The organism is Segatella sp. (genome assembly GCF_977051555.1).
The window spans coordinates 50288-67917 of sequence record NZ_CDRSSE010000010.1 but is presented as its reverse complement, the minus strand read 5'-3'; the positions used below and the strand labels follow the sequence as shown (position 1 = coordinate 67917).

Below are 17630 nucleotides of genomic sequence, written 5' to 3'. Positions count from 1 at the left end.
TTGCAATTTTTGAGAATTATGCTTGAAGCAAGTAGCCCATTTTACCTTTTCCCGGAGCTGCTACTTGTTGGATAACTGTATATTTTCTAGTATTCATGTCAAATGTCACTTCATCATCGCTTCCATCTGGATTAGCTAGAAAAACTTTTTTCCCCTCAAAATACGGCACAGAAATGCCCTTCGCCCACGCTTCCAGGTAGATTCGTTCCACCTCATCGTGTACGGCATTGTTGATTTCCCGAATCGTCTTGCCATTCGAGAGTCGCCAACCTTCTATTTCTTCATATTTGCACATAAGCCTTTAACCTTTTGAAAACCTTTGAAAAATCTACTGCAAAAATACGAGGAATCTTTTTAATAACCAAATGTTTTAACCTCTTTTTTCTATCAGCTCTTATCTGAAGCATCTGTTTTTGAAAGTTTTTTCCAAAAAGGTTTGTGGTTTCAGGAATAATGGCTAATTTTGCGGGCTGGAAGGGGCTTGCTTGATAGGCGATGCTTCTTGGAATAATATAATATAAATAGGATATGGATAGGAAAATGGATGGTCTCAGACAGATGGAAGGGGCTGGATATAAAAAGATAATAATAGCTTGCGACTCTTATAAGGGCTGCCTTTCGAGCAGAGAGGTGAATGAGGCGATTGCTTCGGGAGTAAGGGAATGGAATGCGGCTGATGCTTCTCCCGAAATGAAAAATTTGGATTCTGATGATGCTTCTTCCGAAATAAAGAATTTGATTTCTGATGAGCCTTCTCCTGAAATCATTACCCTGGAAATGAGTGATGGGGGAGAGGGAATGCTCGATGCTTTTCTTTCGGCGATGAAGGGAGAGCGAGTGAGGATTCATGCCCATGATGCGCTGATGCGATGGATTGAGGCGGAATACGGAATTGTGGATGATACGGCGATTATCGAGATTGCGCAGACTGCCGGACTGGCTCTGATTGAGCCAGAACAGCGTAACCCGATGAAGGCTACTTCCTGGGGCGTGGGCGAGATGATAATGAATGCTTATCGCCGGGGCGTGCGTCATTTCATCGTGGGCTTGGGCGGCAGCGCCACATCTGATTGCGGCATCGGAATGCTCAAGGCGATGGGCGATGATTGGAAGAAAATCCGACAGGAATGCTGTTTTGTGTTGGCTTCGGATGTTACCAATCCGCTTTGCGGCGAAAACGGGGCGGCTCATGTTTTTGCTCCTCAGAAAGGAGCTGATGCTAAGATGGTGCAGATGCTGGATGATAGAGCAAGGAAGTTTGCCGAGGTAAGTGCCAAGCATTTCGGATATGATAGGAGTGAGGTTTCTGGGGCAGGTGCTGCCGGAGGACTGGGCTATGCTTTCCTGCAATATTTCAATGCTGAGGCTCGTCCTGGGGCTGAACTTCTCTTGGATGAGATAGGTTTTGATACGCTCATTCAGAATGCTGATCTCGTGATTACGGGCGAGGGACATAGTGACCGTCAGACTTTGATGGGGAAACTGCCGCAGCGCATATTGGAGCATGTTATCAATCAGGAAATATGGCTCGTGTCGGGGGGCGTAAGCGACAGGCAGGCGATGTTGGATGCAGGATTTAATAGGATTATTCAGGTTACTCCGGAAGGAAAGCCGCTGGATGAGGCGATGAAGCCGGAAGTGGCTCGTCATCATATCATAAAGGCGATTCGTGAGCAATTTGCTTTGTCGTTTCAGTAATTATCCGTACCTTTGTGCTCGTTTTCAAATAAGATAAGAATAATGAAGTATATAATTTTTGATTTTGATGGAACCATCGGCGATTCGCAGAGTCTCATTGTGAAGACCCTGCAGGATACGATGCGTGCAAGAAAACTGGAAGTGAAATCGGATGAGGCTTGTGCCAAGACCATCGGCTTAAGATTGGATGAAGCTTTCGTGTCGCTCTTCGGAATGAGTGATGAGGAGGGAATGGAATGTGCGGCAACCTATCGCGAAATCTTCCTGGATAACAAGAAGACGATGATTGTGCAGCCTTTTCCTCATGTAATAGATACCCTGCGGGAGTTGCATCGCCGTGGTTTTGTATTGAGCATGGCAAGCAGCCGAAACCATTGTTCGCTCGACGGATACGTGCATCAGATGCAGTTGGAGGATATTTTCTCTTCTATCGTGGCTGGCGATGATGTGGAGCATGCTAAACCGGCACCCGATATGGTATTCAAGGCATTGAAGGAGATGAAGGGAACTGCAGATGAAACCCTCGTAGTGGGCGATATGACCTTCGATGTGGATATGGCGCATCATGCCGACTGCAAGGCTTGTGCCGTAACTTATGGCAACGGAACCCGCCAACAGCTCGCTTCTGCCGAATGGATTATTGATGATTTCGCAGAACTCCTGGAAATCGTAAAAGAATAAATTGTTCTGAAAAACATAAAATGCTCAAGGAGTAAAAAGATAAAATCAAGAACTAAAAGAATAAAAAAGATAATGAATAAAAAGATAATTTTATCTCTGCAGGAATAAAAAAGAAGATAAAGTTATCTTTTTATTCATTTTTTTATAGTACCTTTGCACCCGCAATTGGTTCGCTGCCACTTCCTGCCGCTGCAGGCATGGTTTGTGCGTAGTGATTAAAAGGGAATCGGGTGAGAAGCCCGGACAGTCCCGCTGCTGTAAGCGTCTTATTGCGGCAAGCACCATGGTCACTGACATTTTTTCGGGAAGACCGCTTGCCATGAGTTTTGCATCTTTTTTATGGATAACATAGAGTGAGATGCTGGGAGGACGCAAGTCAGAAGACCTGCCGTTGCCATCGGAAACAATATGATGAAAGAGTGTCTTTAGGATAAGAGATTCCGATGATTCTATCCAACCCCGTGGGATGAGTTCGTGATGGAGACATAAATAAACATATAAAGATAGAATGAATGAAGGCATTGAGGATATTTTGTCTCGGTGGCTTGCTACTGTTGTATGCACAAGTGGGTATGGGGCAAGATACCATTCGTACCGAGCACTTGCAGGAAGTAAAAGTGAATGCCCGGCAGCACCGGATACTTACGAGCACATCGCCTCTCCAACTTTTGGACAAAGGGGATATGTTAAGGCTCGGCGTTACGGATATGGCCGACGCCTTGCACCGCATGCCAGGAATCAATCTGCGCGACTATGGTGGGGCTGGAGGAATGAAGACGGTAGCTGTGCGTGGATTCGGAGCGGGACATACGGGAGTGAGTTACGATGGTGTGCTGCTCAACGAATGTCAGGGCGGCGAAATTGATGTGTCCCGTTATTCGCTCGACCAGGTGCAGACATTGCGACTCACCATTGGCGACAACGATGACATCTTCATTTCGGCACGGCAAGCCTCGGTGGCAGCTTTGCTCGCCATCGAGACCATGAGCGAGATTCCCATCGACAGGCAGCCTCACCTCTCTACTCAGTTGCAGGTGGGCTCCTTCGGATATGTCTCGCCTTATCTGCGCTATGTGCAGAGATTGTCTGATAGGTTCACCCTTCAGGCAATGGGTGAGTACACCTATGCCGAAAACGACTATCCCTTCCTCCTGCGCAACGGTAAGTACACCACCCATGAGCGACGAACCAACAGTAGGATGAACTCGGGGCATGGCGAACTGAATATGCACTGGATGATGGGCAGGCGAGCCGATGGTATGAGCCGGAGTCAATTGTGGGCAAAGCTCTATTATTATGACAACGACCGGCAGTTGCCAGGCATCGTGAGATATTACACCAATGTAACTGCCGAGCAGTTGCACGACCGCAACGCCTTTGCCCAAGCAAGATGGCAAGCCAGAAGTATCGATGACCGTTGGATGCTGAAGGTGCAAGCCAAGATGAACTGGGCGAGTTCTGCCTATCAGGACACGCTCGTGGCAAATCGACGCAATGATGCTACCTACTGGCAAAGGGAATATTATACTTCGGCAGCCCTGATGTGGATTTCGGGGGATGGCTGGGCGGTAGATTACTCTGCCGACTGGATGATGAATTCGCTCAACAGCACCCTTGCCACCGACCTGCGTCCTCATCGACATGGTATCCTGCAGTCGCTCTCCGCCCGATATGCGAAGGGAAGATGGGTGGCTCTTGCCAGAATGCTGGCTTCGGTTTACCTCAACAGCGTGGGGCGCAAGATAGAGACTCAGCAAGGCAGCGCCAATCCTACCAAAGCAGGACAGGCTGCCAAGGATGCACGCCGGCTTTCGCCATCGCTTTCGCTTTCTTATCGGCTCCTGGGGAATGGAACAGCCAGCGATGAGCTTTATCTCAGGGCTTCGTACAAGGATATCTTCCGGGTTCCTACTTTCAACGAGAACTATTTCTTCCATTATGGAAGTTCTGATTTGAAGCCTGAGAAAACCCGACAGTTGAATATCGGGCTTACATGGAAAAAAACGTCCTCGGGAGATGGGGGAAACGGCGAATCCATGCGTTACAAGGGATGGGATGTTCAAGCTACGCTGGACGGCTATTGCAATCGGGTGACCGACAAGATTGTGGGCGTTCCTTACAATATGTTCGTCTGGCGTACTGTGAACTTGGCTCGGGTCGATGTCGTTGGCGTGGATGCATCTTTGCGTGGCACCTGGCAGATAGCTCCGGGGCAGCAGCTCTCGCTACAGGGATCGTATAGCTACCAGCACGTGGTGAATCATACCGACCGCTCGTCCAAATATTATGGCAATCAGGTAGCCTATATCCCTCTACACTCAGGCAGTATTGCCTTGGGGTGGGAGAATCCCTGGGTGAATGTCTCGCTCCATGGACAGGGAATGAGCAAGCGATGGGCCAACAACGAGCACTATGACGGCACCGAAGTGGATGGTTACTGGGACATGGGTCTGACGCTCTATCGCCAGTTGGACGGACTGAGTCTTTGGGGAAAATCCCTGAGAGGCGTGAAGGTCAGGATGGATGTGAAGAACCTGCTGGCAAGGCAGTATGAACTCGTGGGGCATTATCCGATGCCTCGCCGCAGCTGGATGTTTAGCATCGGATATAATTTCTAGATAGTAACAAATTAGATTCAAATATAAACAGAAAAAAGAAAATGAAAAAGTATTTATTAGGTTTGGCGGTGCTCTTGATGGGTACTGCAGTGATGACATCATGCGATCCTTCCGAAGACTATCCTGAGACTTATCTCCAGGTGTATAGTACGGGCGCTTATGTCGTGAATTCAGGTAACATGCGTAACAAAATCGAGAGCTCTCTCACAGCTATCGACTATGCTTCAAGCACAGCTAAACAGGGCGTTTTCAAGGCTGCTAACGGTCGCTCGCTCGGTAATACTGCCAACGACGGCATTGTATATGGCAACAAGATTTATCTTGCCGTAGATCAGAGCAACACCATTGAGGTAATCGACAAGACTACCAAGAAGAGCATCAAGCAAATCAAGACCACAGAGTTGCTGGGCAATGCCGAGGGCGCTGAGCCTCGCCATGTTATCGCTGGTGGTGGCTATGTATTTTTCACCACATACGGTGGCTATGTAGCTGCTGTGGACACCACAAGTTTTGCTCTTCAGAAGAAGTGGCAGGTGGGTAACTATCCTGAGGGCTTGGTCTTCGGTAATGGCACTCTCTATGTAGCTAATAGCAACTATGGTGCTGGTGGTGGCAACATCTCTTGCATCAATCTTTCCAACGACAATGTAGAGACAAAGAATATCGAGGGTGTGAACAATCCTACCAGCATCTATTATGCTTCAGGGCGTGTGTATGTCATCGACAACCCTGTGTATGGACCTGCTCCAGACTATGCAACCACTGGCGAGAATGCCCTCCGTGTGGTACTCTTCGACAAGGGCAAGTCACAGAAGGTGGCAGATGGTAACTATGCTGTATGCGTAACCCCTGGTGCTACAACACGTATGGATGTAGTAAGTCCTTTCTTCTATGTGCTCAATGTTCCTTATGGCGGCACTCCTAGCGTAAGCGTTGTTGTGCCAGGATCAACGGATGTACAGACGGTGACTCTCTCAGAGATGCCTGTGAGCCCATGCGGCATCTTCGCCGACCCATTGAATGGTCATATCTTCGTGCTCTCTTATAAAATGGGCGATAATGGCTATGCCGACTATAATGGTAATGGCTATGTAGTGGAGTATGACAGCACTGGCAAGAAGCTGCATGAATATGAGACAGGCGTAGGTTCTTGTGCGATGTTCTTCGACTCAGCCTACAAGACTGCATACACAGAATAAAATGTCGCGAGACAGATGATTATATAATTCATCCAATCCATGGGGGAAGTGTCGTTTCGGCGCTTCCCTTTTTTATGTGTGTCGGGCATGCTGTATTATATATATTTTTTATTTCTTTTGCGTCAAAGAATTGCCATATTGCCATACAGATGGGTTATCTCTTTGATAACGAATGTGTTATGGGTATGGCAATTCTTTGCTCTTCGGTTTTATCTGCCATATATTGCCATAAAATCAGCGAATATAGGTATTTTAGAGGAATTTTGGGGTGAAAACTAAGAGAGCATTGAGCAAAAATCCTTTTTTTCGGTTCAATGCTAGGCTTTTTTCATTTGTTTTCTTGCAATTTAACTGACGACATAGAAGAAATTACGTCCCGACGTAGCATCTGATACGTCCCGACGTAATAATCATTATGTCGCGACGTACAGCCAGATACGTCGGGACGCAGTTTCCGGAATGTCCTGGTTGCATCTGGTAAAGCTTTTGAAAACGGCTGCATAGAAACAAAAAAAGGTGTGTCTTAGGGCAAAGACACACCTTTTCTTTTGTTTTTTATTGTTTCAGAACCGAGTTCTTCTTTTCGTTCCCAAATCTTTATTCTTCCATCAACTTGCGGTAGCGACCCTTCTTGATTTCTGTATCGCCCAGACGGCGCGCCTTGTTGATTTCATACTCAGAATAACTTCCTTCGAAGAAGAAGACCTCACCATTGCCCTCGAAGGCAAGGATGTGTGTACAGATTCGGTCGAGGAACCAGCGGTCGTGGCTGATAACCACAGCACAACCGGCAAATGCCTCCAAACCTTCCTCCAATGCACGGAGGGTATTCACGTCGATATCGTTAGTTGGCTCATCGAGGAGCAATACGTTGCCCTCCTGCTTCAATGCCAATGCCAACTGCAGGCGGTTGCGTTCACCACCCGAGAGAACACTGCAGAGCTTGCTCTGGTCGGTGCCCGAGAAGTTGAAACGGCTGATATAAGCACGTGCGTTCACATCTCTGCCACCCAGACGCAAGGTCTCGTTGCCCTGGGAAATCACCTCGTAAACGGTCTTCTGTGGGTCGATATCCTTATGCTGCTGGTCAACATAAGCCAACTTCACGGTCTCACCCACTTCGAATGTACCGCCGTCAGCCTGCTCCAATCCCATGATGAGGCGGAAGAGGGTAGTCTTGCCGGCTCCGTTAGGACCGATCACACCCACGATGCCGTTAGGAGGAAGCATGAAGTTGAGGTCGTTGAAGAGCACTTTCTCGCCAAACGCCTTCTTTACATGCTGAGCCTCGATAACCTTGTTGCCCAGACGAGGACCGTTAGGGATGAAGATTTCCAACTTCTCCTCGCGCTCCTTCTGCTCCTGGTTGAGCATCTGCTCGTAAGAGTTCAGACGAGCCTTACCCTTAGCCTGACGTGCCTTAGGTGCCATGCGAACCCATTCCAACTCACGCTCCAATGTCTTGCGACGCTTAGAGGCAGTCTTCTCCTCCTGAATCATTCGCTTGGTCTTCTGGTCGAGCCAAGAAGAATAGTTGCCCTTCCATGGAATACCCTCGCCACGGTCCAGTTCGAGAATCCACTCGCTCACGTCGTCGAGGAAGTAGCGGTCGTGAGTTACGGCGATGACCGTTCCCTCATACTGCTGCAGGTGCTGCTCCAGCCAGTCGATGCTCTCAGCATCCAGGTGGTTGGTAGGCTCATCGAGCAGGAGTACATCCGGCTTCTGCAAGAGCAGGCGGCAGAGAGCTACACGGCGGCGCTCACCACCCGAAAGATTGGTAACTGACCAATCGCCAGGAGGACAGTGAAGGGCAGCCATCGCACGCTCCAGCTTGGAGTCGATGTTCCAGGCATCGGTAGCATCAATGATATCCTGCACCTCAGCCTGACGCTGCATCAGCTTGTCCATCTTATCAGGGTCTCCGTAGTATTCTTCGAGACCGAACTTATTGTTGATGTCCTCGTATTCAGCGAGTGCATCATAGATTTTCTGCACACCCTCCATCACGTTTTCCTTCACGGTCTTGTTCTCGTCGAGCGGAGGATCCTGAGGCAAGTAGCCCACAGAGTATCCTGGGCTCCAAACCACCTCACCCTGGGTAGGTTGCTCAAGTCCTGCGATGATTTTCATCAACGTAGATTTACCGGCACCGTTCAAACCGATGATACCGATTTTTGCTCCGTAGAAGAACGATAGGTAGATGTTCTTCAGAATCTGTTTCTGGTTTTGTGGGATAATCTTAGATACGCCCACCATTGAGAAGATGATCTTCTTGTCGTCAACTGTTGCCATATATATAAATTAATGTGTATTTGTGAATTTATAGAATTTCTATTTGTCTCCATATTCATCGAAACTTTTGGTCTTGGAATCGCCAAGAATGTCGATGACTTCCTGTTTGGTCATACCACGTGTCTTGAAACTTGTCAGCCCATTCTAATATAGTCTGAATACAATGGGAACGGTATAGCGTACGCGTGTAGCCTCGCCCCTTATTTTGCCGGGTGCCCATTTTCCCAATGTGCTCACAACACGGATGCCTTCCTGTTCGAAGAGAGTGCGAATTTCTGAGCGGACTTGGGTTTGCTCAGCTCCAGACAGCTTGTTGAAATCTTTGCCGTTAGGGTTGTCTAACACCTGGTAATTTTGTATTCCGACATCAGAGACGTTGCCATCTTTCTCGACAATAAATTTCACTTTTACTTTGGCTGCAGCTTTATACTTTTGGCACAACTTTGGAAACTTGGTATTGACGGATAGCTGCTTCATCAAGAGCGCCTTTCCACCAGGGTAGTGGGGCATCTCTATAAAGGCTGTTAGCTTACCTAAATTGTCGAGCGAGTCCAGTTTCTGCATCATTTCATCGGCATTGACGGTAGAGAAGTATACTTTTCCCTCAGGGTCGATGAGGTAGGAGGTTGGAATCCATGAGATGTGGTAATCCTTGGAAATCTGAGTTTCCTTCCATTTCTTTCCCTCGCAGTATTGCATCCACTGGTCGTAGTGGTTGCTGCTGAGATATTTGTTCATCTTTTCCTTGTCGGTATCGAATGAAACCCCGACGAGCTGTATCTTCGTGAGATATTTTTTTGATATTTCTTTTACCTTTGGCATGTCCTTGCGACAGTCTGGACACCATGAAGCCCAGAAGTCGAGTACAGTCCATACGCCTGGTACCACCTTGCCGTCTGCATCGGTCTTGGTCTTCCAATCGGACAGACGGAATATTTTCTCGCCTGTCTTGTCATTGGTGATTTGGAAGTCAGGTGCCTCAGTGCCAACTGGTAGCAACTCTGTGGTTGTTTGTGCTCTGCCGACAACAGCTGTTGCCAAGAGCAAAAATAATGTTATCTTCTTTTTCATAAAAGTCTAAAAATGTTTAGTAATTATTACATTTTAAAAAGGTGAATCATGTATAAATGATACGAATATCATTGGTGCAAAGATACGCTTTTTTCTTGAATTACCAAAGAAAAAAGATGTTTTCGTAATAAAATCAAGAGATTTATTTTGTATTGTCTTCGAATTATATTATCTTTGCAAGCAAACTTTAAAAGAAAGGAATAATATGGATGCAACCTATATAGACCTGACTGTTCGCCTATCTCTGGCTCTCATTTTGGGAGGAGCGATAGGTATCGAAAGAGAATACCGTGCCAAGGAAGCGGGTTTCCGCACTCACTTCCTGGTAGCATTGGGTAGTGCCCTTTTCTGTGTAGTTTCCCAGTATGGATTCGGCTTTGATCTGAAGGATTCCTCGCGTGTGGCCGCTCAGGTGGTTTCGGGCATCGGATTCCTGGGTGCCGGTACCATCATCTTCCAGAAGAATGTGGTCCGAGGCTTGACTACGGCTGCTGGCTTGTGGGTGACGGCAGCTATCGGATTGGCTTGCGGAACGGGCATGTATGTGGCTGCAGCTATTACTACGGTAATGGTGTTGCTGGGACTGGAGGTGTTGAATTATCTGATACCGCAGTTGGGAACCACTACCATCGAACTGAATTTCTCTGCCCCGTCAAGGGACAGCGTGAAGGAATTCATCAGTAAAATCAAGCAGAAAGGCATGGAAGTTCATTCTTACGAACTGAAAGAGCGAAGATTTTCTAAGGAAGAATTTGTGGAAGCAAGCATCGAAATAAAAGCCAAACGGGGTTTCCATACGCTGGAGATTCTGGATTATATGAATGATTTCTCGGACGTCACGATTTCGACGATTAAATAGAAAAAAATAAAAAGGAGTTAAGACCATCATCTTAACTCCTTTTTATCTTTATATGCTTAGAAAATCCTCGCCAGATAGTCGTAGTGTTCGCCTTCTGCCACCAGTTCACCGTGAAAGCCGCAGCTTTCGGCGATGGATTTCAGTAATGGGAAATCTACGTAGAGCCAGTCGAAACAGTCACCCTTTACATCCTTGTAAATCATCTGATAATCCACTTCTCCATAGTAGGCACCATTCAGATTGATGTCGAAACTTCCGTCTTCATTCTCATAAATATACTTGAGGTCGGAGGAGTCGATGAGAATCTGTCCGTCCTTGTTGAGCAAAGCCTTAAGGCGGTTGAAGAGAGTAGGGAGGTTTTCTATTTTCCCTGCGATACCCGTGCCGTTCATCAAGAGGAGGATGGTATCAAACCCTGTTTCCAGATGTTCATCGAAAAGATTGATGCATTCCGCATCCTTTACTCCTCTCAGTTTCATTGCCTCGCAGCTCAGAGGAGAAATATCTATAGCTTTCACCTCCAAGCCCTTCTCCTGCAAGGCGAGCGTATGGCAGCCGCTTCCGGCTCCGATATCCAGCACCTTTCCTTTGGCAAGCTTTAGTGCCTTCTGTTCTAACATCGGCATTTCCTCAACTTTTCTGAAGAGATGTTTCACCGGCATTTCGTCCTCTTCGAACATAGAAGATAGCACACGTAATCTTTCTGCTCTTCCCGATTTCTGATAATCAAGGATAGCGGCACCCATCGGGTCTTTGTCTTTTGATAATATCTTTGTATTCATTTATTTTGCAATTTTTGAATGCAAAATTAATGCTTTTTCATTGAATATGCAAGTTTTGAGGAGATATTCTGCTGCTTCTTAATATTTCTCCTACCTTTTGCTTTTCGCTTTCAAAACTGAATTGCTGATAGATGATACTGGCATTCTGCAAATCTATGATATGAGGAGCCATCAGTCTGAGGGCTTTCATCTTGCTGTCACCAAAAGTGAATATATTCATCATGCTGACGGCTTGGGCACAAGAATAGTAACAGCCGAGGCTAGCCACTTCTATCAGATCGAACTTGTTGTCATCAAAGCTTGCCTTCTTCACCTTATTATATAGTTTGGAGAAGGAAGCATCATCGAGACAATAGCCGTAATCCATTCTGCCATCTGGATAACATCTTCCATCGTAGATGGGTGGAATAGGGTGTTGTGGCTGCTGTACATTCGACGTCTGGCTGTTGGGTTCTATGATTCTTGTATTGTACTGCACAACCTTTCCGTTTCTGTCGAAGAAGACCGTGATGTACTTGGAATCTCCAAACAGATAATTAGATTTGTCATATTCCCATTTGTCCCCATACATGTCGAAACTGGTGAGCTTAGGTTCTCCAAGAATGGCTATTACTTCCTGCTTGGTCATTCCCCGCTCCACGTTTCTTTTTCCTTTAGCCGAAACCGAGAGGCATACGGCAAACATCAATATGGTTGTGGCGATGAGTGCCATCCAATCATTTCTTTTCATAAGCGATACTGTTTTTATAAGTTATTATATTGTTTTATGGTTGCAAAAGTACAGCTTTCTTTTGAAATAAAAAGAGGAGGATTCCCTAAAGTAGAAGGGAAAATCCCTATTCCTGATTTTTGTCATTTGTTTCGCTTTTCGGGAATGGCTGTATTTATAAAAAGAGATTGTTATTTACAGCTAAAGCCTAATATGGCTGAATAAACGCACCGAGCCGAATGGGTAAGTAATAAAAGGCGTTTAATCAGGTTCAAAGAACTGATATATTAAGTATAAGAAGCCTGTTCCTAGAAGATTCCGACTGCAGTCAGCAGCTCTGCTGAGCCTAGTCAGCAGGTCTGCTGACTGCAGTCGGAAGGTCTGCCGAGCCTAGTGGCAATACCCTTTAGTTGTACGACAATACACTCTTTAGTTGTACGACTATACACCCTTTAGTTGTACGACTATATACCCTTTAGTTGTACGACTATATACCCTTTAGTTGTACGACTATATACCTTTTGGTTGTACGACTATACATCTTTTGGTTGTACGACTATACATCTTTTGGTTGTACGACTATACCCCTTTTAGTTGTACAACTATACATCTTTTGGTCGTATGACTACACACCAACTTTTAAATCGAACCATGAAGCGAATAAGTTTACGGCAAGACTTCTGCTCCATCATTTCTTCAGCAAGGAGAATATGGAGTGGTTGGCTCAATATGCTGAGTTTGGCTTGGTGAATGAACAGAAGCTGGCTCTAGTCTTCGTGAGAGAAGTGGGGGCGATAGATAATGCTACTTATCGCCAGCTGGATTCTTCGATAACTCATGCTCGTGCACGCTTGGAGATTCATAAACTCTGGGATATAGGATTCCTAGAGAAGAAAGGGAAGGGGGCGTATATTATATAAGAACCTCCAAGGTGGTATCCTTAGGAGAAAGGTTACGACCTCAGGACGAAAAGATACCACCTCAGAGCAAAAGGATACCACCTCAGCATGGTATATTAGGCGAAAAGATACCACCTCAGCATGAACGCTTTTACCGGTAATCTTTATGCCTTGATGTTCTGGATGATAGCTATAAATCAAGTAACCATTTCCATACAGGTATCACTTCTATTTTCTTGTCTTTTACAACAATTTCTTCTTCCAACTCGTAAGTTAGGATTATGAGACGCTTGCAATCCAATACCTTGGAAAGTTTGATAAGGGCTGTAGATTCTCTTTCCCAAGTTTCTGTAGATTTTTTGGGATTGTAGCTTACTTGTATAGCCATTGCTGCATCTGGTATATAAAAATCTACTTCTATATTAGTATTTCTCTGATAACTTCTTTTTGTATCATATTTCCGATATTGTTTAATTTGTTTTGCAAAAATACGATTATTTTGTTAAATCGACAAAACAAAATGGCATTTTTTGCATAAAAAGATGGAAGTAGTAAAAAATAGAAGCTAAATATACCCCAAAAAATGGTAAGTAAAAAGTGCAGAAGCTAATACTTGTATTTATATAAGCTTTTCTATTGGATTCCGGAGATGATAAACATCCACTGCAAAAATATGTGGCAAATTCTTCTATGGCGAGAAGTAATAGCAAGAAAAAATAATATCAATCCCCCTTGGGCTGCCAAAGGCAATCCAAGGGGAATTTTGAAATGACGTTGTTGAGGCGTTTGGTTGGTTTATGAGCTCACCATTGAGATTAGTAAACAAGCTCTTCTATTGGATACCGAAGATGACAAATCATCCTCTTCAAAAGTATGTTGCTGCCCCTTCGATGGCGAGAAGTAATAGCAGAAAATCATGTTAAGGGTAGATACTAACAACCTTTAGTTTGATGAGAATTTGCTCGTAATCTTTACTCCAACTATTATAGTATATCTTAATCTTGCCCAATCCAGCCTTTTGTATAGGCTTGAAATTGTTCCCTTTCTTATCCCACATCATACCATGAATTTCTAACGGTTTGGCTACCATGCGCCAAGTATTTCCTCTTAGCATCCAAGCACCATAAGGATGCCAATCTGAAGAAAGCCAGTCGTACCATAGCCCTATGTCATCCCGCTTGTCACCATTCAAGTCACCCAAGTTTTGGAGTTTTCCACCCAAACAATCTTTTATCTTAATGAGAGGTATTGACTTTTTGGAAAACTTGATATAAGTATATGCAGGCTTTGGCATTCCTTTATAAACAAAGTCTCCATCCTTATTAATGTAAGTCTTAGGATAAACCAAATAAGCATACTCCTTCTTGCCATCACCATCAAAATCACCGTAGACTTTAGATTGAGCAAGAGAATAGCCGTAAGACAACATATAAATCATCATTAATATAATATATTTCATTTCAATGTCTTGTTTTTCTTTTGTTTCCAGTCAAAATTGAAGATTAGACCTTGCACTGTCTCTACGAGAGTAATTAATACGGAAATCATAGCAAATAGGATAATACCGATAACAATAAGGCCTATTTTTATGAAGAAGCGAACAAAACTTGTATCTTGATTTTTCCGATTAACCCAATCACCATTTACGTCCTTTTCCCATTTATAGTATTCTCTGCTAACTACTGAAAAAACAACACCTGTTCCAAAAGTGGCAGCAGCAATTCTTATACCCCAATATTTTAGGGTATTTAAAACTCCCTTCATGCCTTCAAACCTTTTGATTGTATATCCCATAGGATAACCAGTTACTATATAAAGAACAAGGAGTCCAACAAGAGCACAAGCAACAATCTTAAAAATCTTTGCTTTTTCAATATCTTGCATACTTACATGCTGTTGGTGCAAGTTCGTATAGTTACATAACAAACAAATACAAATAGCAAGAATCACTCCACCGACCATTAGCCATTCCCATGTACGGTGTCTAGTACCTGCATATTTCAAATTACTTTCCAACTTAGAAATACATTGAAGTAGAGCGGTGTCGCTCATATCTTCTATATGACCTTTACTGTCTTCTAGCAGACTCTGCATCTTACTACACTGCTCCTTTGTCTTTGGATAGATACTTTGCCATGACGAAGATGTTATAAAATGTGCATCACTATTAGCTTGACTCGTTGCTATAGATAGAGCTTCATTTAATTTGTTCCAAGAATAACTATTTTTTGTCATTTTGTTCTTGTTTTATGTTATTAAAAAAATTACTTATATAATTATTTGCAGCTACAATGTCTGATGACTTGACATTATCTACAGAAATTATTTCATTGGTATTTAGAGCATAGTTAATCTCCTTGAAATAACCACTTTTATCTCCAGCATAGGAAACAACTTGCTCTATAGAATATGCCTTGGTCTTACCTTTATTAATATAGTATATTTGAGAGTTTGTTATTATGATTCTCTTTCCTGTTAATTGTCTGACAGACTTAACGATATATTTAATTGGGAAATAAGCAAGAACTAAAAAGAACAATAACAAAAATACGCCTAAGAACATTTCTTGCCTCATCTCTGACCTCTTAGCTTCCGATGCAAATTGCCATGCAATATCCCTAGCCCATTGAGGCTTAGAATACCATTCATTATACATAGCACCAACCAGTCCTAGTGCACAAAGAGAAAAGAATCCAGTTGCTGGAATTGCTAGCACAAGAGGCCAATAGCCTAAAACGGAGGGACGCAATGTAAACAAAACTTGCTCTTCACATGGAAAAGTAGCTGTATGCACAGGAGTGAAGGTGACATTTTGATCCATAATCTGTAACGTAGACGACAATGGCTCCGTTGCGTCATTTAGTAGTTGCTATCTTAGGTTGATACATACGAAAAAAGCGTAGAGCCATTCTGTTGCTCGCATCATGATGTGAAGGCTCTCGCATTGCCCGACAAGTCTGAAACGAACAACGCTGAAAGCCCCTACGCCGATGTAAGTATATAATATACCCTCCCTACCAACGAATACTTTTAGCACCCGAAGACAATGAGGGCTGTATATAATACATCCCTTGGGGCGTTCCCGTTGCTTTGTTCTTGACTTGTCGATGAACTTGCGAGATTCTCACACCATCAAAACCAAAGCGTACAAAAACGCCTTTTATCGATATGTATGTCTGCCCAACCTTTGCCCATCAAGGGCTTTCAGCCGAGCAAGACATTGCAAATATAGTCATTTCTTTGCTAATAGCATCATTTTTGCAAAGAAATTTTTCTTTTAGGCTTGTTTTTTAACGGTTGTTTGAACTTTGCTTGTAAAATGAATATAAAAAGTCCGTGACAAAAAATTGTTCACGGACTTTCCTTAGATGAATGGTACCATATAAAAAGGTGTCAACAATGTGTTTCCATCTTTTTGTAAATCCTTATTGTAGACCAAATAGCGTTGTGCTATGACCTTCGAATATTTCTCGCAGAAATTATCGAGCGAGGCATGAGTCTTGTAACCAGAGGACTTTACTTCGATTGGACATAGCTTATTGCCATGTGAAATGAGGAAATCTATCTCAAAGTAATGCTTTTCGTCCATTTTCCATGTATGGTAAAAGAGCCTGTTTCCAGAAGCAGCAAGCATTTGAGCGGCAAGATTCTCATATACGTACCCTAAGTTGGCTGCCAACTTGTCGTTTAGAAGTTTGGTGTAGATGATGTTCTCTGTAAATGACTTGTCCCAGAATGCAAGAGTTACAAACAAACCAGTATCAGCTACAAACATTTTGAACTTATCAAAGTTTGTGCTCAACGGCATCCCAACATTTGGATCGTCTACGTGGTACGCCATGTTTATAATCTTACTGTCTTCCAATGTCTTGAGCAGTTCTATCATTTTTCCTTCGTTTGTTTTGCCGATTACAGAAGAAGGAACATAACGTGAAGCGTTGCGAGAGAGCGCAGCTGGTATGGATAGAAACATTTTGGATGCTCGCCCAGATGGGTCTATCTTTAGCAAATCATCCTCGTAGAGTTTGATAATTTTACGTTTCTTCTCATCGACCTTGCTCAAGTTATTGGTGTCAAGATAGATGTTGATGGCTTGTGGCATACCACCTACTAGCATATAGAGACGCAAGTTTCTGATAGCTTCCCGATGTGCTGCACCCAAAGGTGTCTTTTTCTCCCAAAACTTAGCAAGAATACTCATGGATGTAGGGTCGCCGACAGCCCATCTGAATTCCTCGTAATCCAGGGGATACATTTCTATTCTGTCTTCTTCACTTGGAATGGTAATGCCTTGTGTATTCTTTTTTACGCTAATTAGCGATCCTGTTTCAATATAGTCGTAGCGACCATCTTGCACAAGATATTTGATGGCTTGGCGAGCAAAGGGACATTGCTGTACCTCGTCGAAAACGATGACAGATTTTCTGTCAATCAATTCTACGTGATACATTTGCTGTAATTTGAGGAAGAGTAAGTCTAGGTCCATCAAGTCTTCAAAAAGCTCTTTCACTTCTTTTCTTGCTTTATTGAAGTCGATGATGATGCATGACTGGTATTCCTTGTGGGCAAATTCTTCTACGATCGTCGATTTCCCCACACGACGAGCACCTTCTATCAAAAGGGCAGTCTTACCATGATTCTCTTCTTTCCATTTGAGAATCTTATCATATATTTTGCGTTTAAATATTCTTTGTTCCATATTCCTTTCTTTTATTTTGCTGCAAAGATACGAAAAATAACTGAAAATGAGATGGATATATGAAAAAAGTTCAATTCCCAGAAATTTTTTAAGCAAAAATATTCCGTTCCCCCGATTTTT

The 17630-nt window shown here is 43.9% G+C and carries 17 protein-coding genes and 1 riboswitch; of the genes, 7 read left to right on the top strand and 10 right to left on the bottom strand.

What is annotated here, in order from left to right; all coding sequences use genetic code 11:
• Positions 1-16 precede the first annotated feature (16 nt).
• On the bottom strand, positions 17-295 hold the full coding sequence (locus ACWJAO_RS04225; protein ID WP_449139366.1) for a xenobiotic reductase B: 279 nt from the start codon (positions 293-295) through the stop codon (positions 17-19).
• Positions 296-528: 233 nt separating this feature from the next.
• Here ACWJAO_RS04225 and ACWJAO_RS04220 point away from each other — a divergent pair, with 233 nt between their 5' ends.
• The 4 genes from ACWJAO_RS04220 to ACWJAO_RS04205 all read left to right on the top strand — a co-directional run bounded on the left by ACWJAO_RS04220 (position 529) and on the right by ACWJAO_RS04205 (position 6196).
• Positions 529-1698, top strand: coding sequence for a glycerate kinase family protein (locus tag ACWJAO_RS04220; RefSeq protein WP_449139365.1), 1170 nt, complete (start codon positions 529-531; stop codon positions 1696-1698).
• Positions 1699-1740: 42 nt separating this feature from the next.
• Positions 1741-2379: an HAD family hydrolase gene (locus ACWJAO_RS04215; protein WP_449139364.1), complete on the top strand. Its 639-nt coding sequence runs from the start codon at positions 1741-1743 to the stop codon at positions 2377-2379.
• Positions 2380-2560: 181 nt separating this feature from the next.
• Positions 2561-2787: riboswitch (cobalamin riboswitch) on the top strand.
• 104 nt (positions 2788-2891) lie between these two features.
• Positions 2892-4997: a TonB-dependent receptor plug domain-containing protein gene (locus ACWJAO_RS04210; RefSeq protein WP_449139363.1), complete on the top strand. Its 2106-nt coding sequence runs from the start codon at positions 2892-2894 to the stop codon at positions 4995-4997.
• 41 nt (positions 4998-5038) lie between these two features.
• Positions 5039-6196: a YncE family protein gene (locus tag ACWJAO_RS04205; protein WP_449139362.1), complete on the top strand. Its 1158-nt coding sequence runs from the start codon at positions 5039-5041 to the stop codon at positions 6194-6196.
• Between the two features lie 597 nt (positions 6197-6793).
• Here ACWJAO_RS04205 and ettA read toward each other — a convergent pair.
• Complete coding sequence (ettA, locus tag ACWJAO_RS04200) at positions 6794-8491, bottom strand: energy-dependent translational throttle protein EttA (RefSeq protein ID WP_233400943.1); 1698 nt, start codon at positions 8489-8491, stop codon at positions 6794-6796.
• 144 nt (positions 8492-8635) lie between these two features.
• Positions 8636-9562, bottom strand: a complete 927-nt coding sequence (locus ACWJAO_RS04195; RefSeq protein WP_449139361.1) for a thioredoxin-like domain-containing protein — start codon at positions 9560-9562, stop codon at positions 8636-8638.
• 205 nt (positions 9563-9767) lie between these two features.
• Between ACWJAO_RS04195 and ACWJAO_RS04190 the strand changes: the two genes are divergently transcribed.
• Complete coding sequence (locus tag ACWJAO_RS04190) at positions 9768-10421, top strand: MgtC/SapB family protein (protein WP_449139360.1); 654 nt, start codon at positions 9768-9770, stop codon at positions 10419-10421.
• A gap of 56 nt (positions 10422-10477) precedes the next feature.
• Here the strand turns inward: ACWJAO_RS04190 and ACWJAO_RS04185 are convergent, their stop codons facing one another.
• A complete protein-coding gene (locus tag ACWJAO_RS04185; protein ID WP_449139359.1) occupies positions 10478-11203 on the bottom strand; it encodes a class I SAM-dependent methyltransferase in 726 nt (241 codons plus the stop codon).
• A gap of 37 nt (positions 11204-11240) precedes the next feature.
• Positions 11241-11933, bottom strand: coding sequence for a DUF4476 domain-containing protein (locus ACWJAO_RS04180; protein WP_449139358.1), 693 nt, complete (start codon positions 11931-11933; stop codon positions 11241-11243).
• Positions 11934-11969: 36 nt separating this feature from the next.
• On the opposite strand from ACWJAO_RS04180, the gene ACWJAO_RS04175 reads away from it, so the two are divergent.
• Both ACWJAO_RS04175 and ACWJAO_RS04170 read left to right on the top strand, forming a co-directional pair.
• The gene (locus ACWJAO_RS04175) at positions 11970-12137 is read left to right on the top strand and encodes a hypothetical protein (RefSeq protein WP_449139357.1); all 168 of its coding nucleotides are present in this window, start codon (positions 11970-11972) and stop codon (positions 12135-12137) included.
• Between the two features lie 485 nt (positions 12138-12622).
• Positions 12623-12832 (top strand): hypothetical protein, encoded by a 210-nt coding sequence (locus ACWJAO_RS04170; RefSeq protein ID WP_449139356.1) that lies wholly within the window; start codon positions 12623-12625, stop codon positions 12830-12832.
• Positions 12833-13001: 169 nt separating this feature from the next.
• Here the strand turns inward: ACWJAO_RS04170 and ACWJAO_RS04165 are convergent, their stop codons facing one another.
• The 5 genes from ACWJAO_RS04165 to ACWJAO_RS04145 all read right to left on the bottom strand — a co-directional run bounded on the left by ACWJAO_RS04165 (position 13002) and on the right by ACWJAO_RS04145 (position 17510).
• Positions 13002-13199 (bottom strand): hypothetical protein, encoded by a 198-nt coding sequence (locus ACWJAO_RS04165; protein ID WP_006847054.1) that lies wholly within the window; start codon positions 13197-13199, stop codon positions 13002-13004.
• A 531-nt stretch (positions 13200-13730) separates the two neighbouring features.
• Positions 13731-14270 carry a hypothetical protein gene (locus tag ACWJAO_RS04160; protein WP_449139355.1) on the bottom strand — a complete coding sequence of 180 codons (540 nt, stop codon included), beginning with the start codon at positions 14268-14270 and terminating at the stop codon, positions 13731-13733.
• Entirely contained in the window at positions 14267-15046 is a 780-nt protein-coding gene (locus ACWJAO_RS04155; RefSeq protein ID WP_449139354.1) for a hypothetical protein, read from the bottom strand. The genes ACWJAO_RS04160 and ACWJAO_RS04155 overlap by 4 nt, the downstream gene beginning before the upstream one ends.
• Complete coding sequence (locus ACWJAO_RS04150) at positions 15033-15632, bottom strand: hypothetical protein (protein ID WP_449139353.1); 600 nt, start codon at positions 15630-15632, stop codon at positions 15033-15035. Before ACWJAO_RS04150 ends, ACWJAO_RS04155 begins: the two co-directional genes overlap by 14 nt.
• A 543-nt stretch (positions 15633-16175) precedes the next feature.
• Positions 16176-17510 (bottom strand): ATP-binding protein, encoded by a 1335-nt coding sequence (locus ACWJAO_RS04145; protein WP_449139352.1) that lies wholly within the window; start codon positions 17508-17510, stop codon positions 16176-16178.
• Positions 17511-17630: the final 120 nt, after the last annotated feature.